The sequence below is a fragment of the Paraburkholderia lebeckiae genome, from assembly GCF_014201005.1.
Taxonomy (GTDB): domain Bacteria; phylum Pseudomonadota; class Gammaproteobacteria; order Burkholderiales; family Burkholderiaceae; genus Paraburkholderia; species Paraburkholderia tuberum.
Genome location: NZ_JACHDK010000053.1, coordinates 1 through 5,987, shown reverse-complemented (window position 1 = coordinate 5,987; position 5,987 = coordinate 1). Strand labels below are relative to the sequence as shown.

Below are 5,987 nucleotides of genomic sequence, written 5' to 3'. Positions count from 1 at the left end.
CTCCACCCGGTATGACAAGCTCGCTGACAGCTATCTCGTGTTCGCGTCCCTTGCCTGCTCGTTTGGGCCGCTTTTAAATGTGAACACGGCCTAGCTGCGTTCGACGTCGCACGCACGACGATCGTCGCCGTTGAGAGCATTGGCGTCAGGCCCAATCTCTCACCGGGAGACGGCGTTCATTTCATTTCAACAGACCACAGGGCCGCTCAGGCCAGGTAGCGGCGACTGTTTTTGAATGCGAGCGTGACGCCCGGCGTCGTGGGATCATCTGTTGTGGCTGTCTCGGGCCGCACGCCTTTGAGTTGCCAGCCCCAACCTCCGGGATCAGACGAACAGGATAAATATATGAAGCTTCGCGTCGGATACGAACTGTCGTACGAGTGCTCACAACCGACGCCGATGATGCTGATGCTGAACACGCACTTTTCGCATGCAAAGGATATTGTCGAGGCAGATCTGCTCGTTACCGATCCGCCGGTGGCGACGAGGCAGTACCGCGACTTGTTCGGCAACCTTTGCACGCGGATAATCGCGCCCGCCGGTCGTGTTGGCTTGAGCACGACCGCGCTTCTGAATGTGCCAAATGCGATGGAAACGCGTCCGAAAGACGGTCGGGGCCATCCAGTCGAGCAGTTGCCCGACGATACGCTCGTTTTCCTATTGGGTAGCCGCTATTGTGAAACCGATTTGATGGTCGACGTCGCGTGGAAAGTTTTTGGACAGTGCGCGCCGGGCCGCGAGACTGTTCTCGCAATCTGCGACTTCGTGCACCGGCATATCGCATTTGATTACCGGCACGCGCGGCCGACCAAAACCGCAGTGGACGTTTACCGCGAACGAAGGGGCGTCTGCCGGGACTTCGCCCATCTGGGCATCACGCTATGCCGCGCCATGAATATTCCGGCTCGCTACTGCACCGGTTATATCAGCGATGTCGGTTTGCCCCCCGTCGCAGCGCCGATGGATTTCGCGGCGTGGTTTGAGGCCTACGTAGGGGGTAGCTGGCAAACCTTCGATCCGCGTAACAACGCACCGCGCATCGGGCGCGTTTTGATGGCATACGGTCGCGACGCCGCCGATGTTGCGATAAGCAATGCGTTTGGGGCCGCCGTGCTAACGCACTTCAAGGTGCATTGCGATCAGGAATAACCGCGCACTATTGGCCATTGCTGGGCCGACGGGGAATTTTTGAATCCCCTCGCGGTAACGTAAGCATTTGGACCGCGCTGGCCTAATTGATTGCGCGCCTGAGCGTCACCGCGTCGTTCACCCGTTCCACGCGTCAGTCGTTCGCTGGACTATGGGCGACCGGATGCGCGGCGGAGTATGTCCAGCAAAGCCTACTCGGCGAATGAGCGCTGTGCTCCTGGACGAAGACGGCGAGGGCCCCTCGAAACGCTTGACGGACCGACTCAGGGCGTGAAGTGGTTTAACCGGCTGGCCAGCGCCCGCAACTTCATCGCGCACATCGGCGCGTTCTATCTGGCCCTCGACACCACCGAGCCCGCTTGGGACCTGCTGCTCGTCAAAGGGAATATCAAACAGTTCGATGACCCGCGTACCTACGTGCGGTTCTCCAGCGTCATGGAGATCATGGACGGCTTCCTAGGATGCCGGGAAGCGATGCAGGCGCATCTCGTCGCCCTGTTCGAAGCCGCAAAATGATCGCACTTTCGTAACCTCGCCGCCGGGCCCAGTCAATTTTCGTTCATCGCTAGTAAACAGTCACTACGTAATCGGAAGCTGTATGTCTGCAACGAGTCGTAACGCGTTCGCCGATGTGAGCGTCGCCGCTCTAGAGCCGCCCGGGCGAACGGCCGGTTAGCACCGTGCAGCCGCCCGATGAGAGTCGGTAGCTGAGCGTCTGAAATGGCCCCCATACGGCCCTTCGCGTTCGCATTGCGAACGACTGTTGACGAGCGGCGAGTCGCCATTTGACGAAGCGAACAGCGAACGATCCGTCGGGCGAGCCGGCTTCGCTCTCAAGCACTGTGCGCGGCGGCTCAGATTTCGATGGACATTCTGACCAACGACGCGCCTCGGGTCTGTAAATTGCGGCCCGTAGCCGCCTACACGAACGGAACGTGACTGTGCGTGACATCATAGCGATCGGAGGTTCACTCGGCGGCCTGGACGCGTTGTGCACGCTGGTTCATCCACTACCACGGGATTTTCCCGCGGTCCTGCTGGCAGTTTTGCATACCGCGCCTTCCAGCCCCATGCTGCTAGCAGGGCTCGTAGGCAAGTCTACAGCCCTTGTGGTGGCGTACGGTCACGATGGTGAGGTCGTGCAAAAGGGACGCCTCCTTCTGGCTCCGCCCGACCGCCACATGACTGTGCGCCTGTCTGGCCGTGTAGGACTGGATTGCGGTCCCGAGGTGCTCTTCGCACGGCCCGCGGTGGACAAGCTGTTTGAGTCGGTCGCACGGAGCTTCGGACCGCGTGCGATTGGGATTGTCCTTTCGGGTGGCCTCCAGGACGGTACGGCAGGACTCCGCGCGATCACAGCTGCTGGAGGACTAGGCATCGTACAGGACCCCCGCGACGCCCGGTCTCGTGAGATGCCACTCAATGCAATCAAAGGCGGCCACCCGGACTACATAACGCGTCTAAACGAAATAGCGCCCCTGCTTGTGAAACTCGTTTGCGGTGAGACGTAAGCCTCGACAGACGGCTTTGACGCAACACCTTGTGTCCGTCAACACGCCACCCGGAGTCGCGGGTGGATCGACAATCGGCTCGTCCAAAGCGAATACGCACCGGCGGCCTTCCGTTACGTCCGAGCCGGGGGCGCCGGTGGAAGGGCCGCTTTCGAGCGGGGTAGGGACATTCGCAGAAACGAACTGAGGGGCTGAAACGGGTCGCGTGCTGCCGCTCGTGGCACGCACGGGTCGATCGCACGACGATCGGCCAGGTACGGCCATCTCCAGCCGTTCGCCTGATACCGTGCGCTTTCCTCGGAAACCCAAGAGGAATCAGTTGCGCACACGGAATCGCGTTGTTCATCCTGTTCGGCACGCAACCGGCCACGACCGATGACACCGGAAGTCCGACGTAGTCGTGCGGGAAATTCCCCGAGATATACTTCCCGCATGGAACTCGACCCCCGCGACCTCGATAAAATCAGTGCCGTCACGTTGCAGCACTACGACGCGCACGCGGAAGATTTCCGCAACGGTGCGTACGAAGCGACGGCGCACGGTTGAGCAACATAGTGGCCGTTCGTTGACGCAGCCGTTCGGGCTGTAACCCGTCTTCTCGAGTTGAGCCAGTCCGGCCGCCAATGACTACCATCTAGAGATGGTCGCATTCCCTAAGGAGAGGCTGCCATGACTCAGTCAATGATCAGTGTTTGGGTTGGCATTGTGGTTATCGCTGTTGTTGCATCGGCCCTGTCGAGGCGCTACAGGCGCGACCACCCCGAAGAGAGCGTGAGCCATTGGCTCGACACGCATCATATGAGCTGGATGCATCGCAAGCACTAGCTGGCGACGCGGCCTGACGCCGAGGAGCGCACCATGGCCTTCACCCTCACCTCGCAGGCTTTCCAGGAAGGAAGCGAAATCCCCCAGCGCTACACCTGCACGGGCGCGGACCTCTCACCCCCGCTCTCGTGGTCCGGGGTACCCGCCAATGCGAAAAGTCTCGTGCTAATCGTCGACGACCCCGACGCGCCCGACCCGGCCGCGCCACAGATGACATGGGTCCACTGGGTGCTTTACAACATCCCGGCGACGGCTCCGGGCGTTCAGGAGGGCGTCACTGCGGGCGCGCTTCCGGCAGGTACACTCCAAGGCACCAACGACTTCCATCGCACCACGTATGGCGGCCCATGCCCGCCCGCTGGCCGTCATCGGTATTTCCATAAGCTGTATGCGCTCGACACCGTGCTGCCCGATCTTCACAAGCCCACAAAGGCGGCGTTGGAAAAGGCAATGGAAGGCCATGTCGTGGCACACACCGAACTGCTCGGCACATTCCAGAAGTAACAGGCGGACCTTGGACGCTACTTGCCCGGGACTGTCGATTCCGCGTCGATGCCTGGCGCAGATGTCATCGATTGGCGCGAGGCGTTTCAAGGCTACAAACTCGGCGAGGCAGCCGACAGGTGAACTTCAATCCCATACAGCGTTTGCGCACGGTTCGCCATCTCCAATGCGTCAGATGCGGCGTTGACATCACCCGCCGGGTTTCCACGGCCACGACGGATAAAGACCTCCGTTGCTTTCGACACTCTCGCGCTGTGCGTCGCCCGCTTCTCCGCCACGCTCCGCTTTGGCGGTCTCGATGTCGGAGGTGTCCGACGTGGGCGAATCGTCGTCGCCCGCTTCACGTGATTGCCCGGTCGTCTCCGAAGCAGCGGGTAGTGCATCGCCGAACCATTCCACCTCGCGCGTCAGTGCCCCGACATACGCGTGCCAGCCTGGGGGGTCGTTCGCGAACAGATTGCTCCGTACGGCAAATGCCAGTTGCCTATAGTCCACCTGCGCTTCCAGCAACTGTGCGGGCCAGCCGGCAAACGACGCGCTAACGCGCTTCGCGACCTCCATATCGGGCGGTACGGCGGCTAGCCATGCATGGGTGGCGAGAGCCGCGTCAGCGTCCAATAGATCGCGCACTGTGTCGCGCGGGTTGTTGGTTGCGAGCGCGGCAGCGATTGCTTGCAACGCGTCGCCGAGATGCAGCAGCAACGCGCGTCGTTCAAAAGCGTCTTTCATCTAACGATATCCGTCGGTAATTCGATTAAGCCATTTTAAAGTGCGTGGGACGTGAGAGCGCAATGGCGTGCGAGCGGAAGCTAAAAACCTTGCCACGGCCAGGAATCGAAAAGACCTGCCGTCGCAACTCGCAAAAACGGCAGAACCGGCGTCATCCTGTCGCCACCGCTCGACGCGATATCGATATCAGAAAGCGTGTGGCGGGTGCGCGAAGAAGCGGCGACCACGCTCGGAATACGCCTGACGAAATCCGCAACGACGTCACGGCGCGCGCGCTCACGCTGCATTGGGCGGCTGGCCGAACGCAGCGCGTCGCCCATAGCCGCCTGCGCGAGGCGTGCCCATGCGCGTTCTGCAAGCGCATTCGCCTCGCGGGCCGCGTGCCCACGGCGGCACCCAGCCTCACGCTCACCGACCACGACGTCACGCAGAACATCGCGGCGCTGCTGCACCATATCGAAGTCGAGCCGCCTCTTACGATCCTGGATTTCGGCTGCGGGCCGGGGCGAGATCTCAAGGCCTTCACTACACTCGGCCATTGCGCGGTCGGCCTCGATGGCGCCGAGCGCTTCGTTGCAATGGCGCGTGACGCGACTGGCTGCGACGTCTGGCAGCAGGATTTCCTGCATCTCGATTTGCCGGCCGCGCACTTTGACGGCATTTTCGCCAACGCCGCGCTGTTCCATGTCCCGAGTCAGGCGTTGCCGCGCGTGTTGCGGCAATTGCACGCGACGCTGAAGCCCGGCGGCGTACTGTTCAGCTCCAACCCGCGCGGCACGAATCAGGAAGGCTGGAGCCACGGCCGCTACGGCGTCTTCCATGATCTCGAAGCATGGCGCCGATATATGGCGGACGCAGGCTTCGTCGAAATTGAGCACTATTACCGGCCCGCCGGCTTGCCGCGTGAGCGGCAGCCGTGGCTAGCCAGCGTGTGGCGCAAGCCGGTTGCCTGAAACGCCAAGGAGCTGTTCCACGGTATGCCCGCGTTGGGCGTGGCAGATGCTTGCGTTCAAGCCGCTTTGATGCAGCGCAAAGCAGCCGATTTGCAACAGTGTCCATCGCGCAGAGAAACGGCCAGTCGTGGATCTCAGACAATCGGCAGAAGCGGGGACGCCTGTCGTCGGCCGCGACAAGCAGAGGGCGGCCAGTTACGGTCACTCGATCGACCGAGGTGGATCGTCGACACCCATTAGCGGGCCCGGTGTCAAGTGAGCAAACAATACCCTCGACTGCCCGAGCAGCCGAATCCGATTGCACTGACGGAATGCA

6 protein-coding genes and 2 pseudogenes are annotated in these 5,987 nt (G+C 61.6%); 7 read left to right on the top strand and 1 reads right to left on the bottom strand.

The features are described 5' to 3' along the window. From HDG39_RS34140 to HDG39_RS34115, 5 genes and pseudogenes are all read left to right on the top strand, one after another. A pseudogene (locus HDG39_RS34140) lies at window positions 1-94 on the top strand (IS5/IS1182 family transposase); the annotation flags it as partial. Window positions 95-345: 251 nt separating this feature from the next. Next, window positions 346-1,149: a transglutaminase-like domain-containing protein gene (locus HDG39_RS34135; RefSeq protein WP_184012647.1), complete on the top strand. Its 804-nt coding sequence runs from the start codon at window positions 346-348 to the stop codon at window positions 1,147-1,149. A 270-nt stretch (window positions 1,150-1,419) separates the two neighbouring features. Next, on the top strand, window positions 1,420-1,665 hold the full coding sequence (locus HDG39_RS34130; RefSeq protein ID WP_184012645.1) for a hypothetical protein: 246 nt from the start codon (window positions 1,420-1,422) through the stop codon (window positions 1,663-1,665). A gap of 419 nt (window positions 1,666-2,084) precedes the next feature. Then, a complete protein-coding gene (locus tag HDG39_RS36005; RefSeq protein WP_221305978.1) occupies window positions 2,085-2,660 on the top strand; it encodes a chemotaxis protein CheB in 576 nt (191 codons plus the stop codon). Window positions 2,661-3,518: 858 nt separating this feature from the next. Then, on the top strand, window positions 3,519-3,989 hold the full coding sequence (locus HDG39_RS34115; protein ID WP_184012641.1) for a YbhB/YbcL family Raf kinase inhibitor-like protein: 471 nt from the start codon (window positions 3,519-3,521) through the stop codon (window positions 3,987-3,989). Between the two features lie 189 nt (window positions 3,990-4,178). On the opposite strand, the gene HDG39_RS34110 is transcribed toward HDG39_RS34115, so the two are convergent. Beyond that, window positions 4,179-4,718, bottom strand: a complete 540-nt coding sequence (locus tag HDG39_RS34110) for a hypothetical protein (RefSeq protein ID WP_184012639.1) — start codon at window positions 4,716-4,718, stop codon at window positions 4,179-4,181. A gap of 62 nt (window positions 4,719-4,780) precedes the next feature. On the opposite strand from HDG39_RS34110, the pseudogene HDG39_RS34780 reads away from it, so the two are divergent. Both HDG39_RS34780 and HDG39_RS34775 read left to right on the top strand, forming a co-directional pair. After that, window positions 4,781-5,026: pseudogene (locus HDG39_RS34780) on the top strand (hypothetical protein); the annotation flags it as partial. 72 nt (window positions 5,027-5,098) lie between these two features. After that, entirely contained in the window at window positions 5,099-5,671 is a 573-nt protein-coding gene (locus HDG39_RS34775) for a class I SAM-dependent methyltransferase (protein WP_311668067.1), read from the top strand. The last annotated feature ends 316 nt before the right edge of the window (window positions 5,672-5,987 follow it).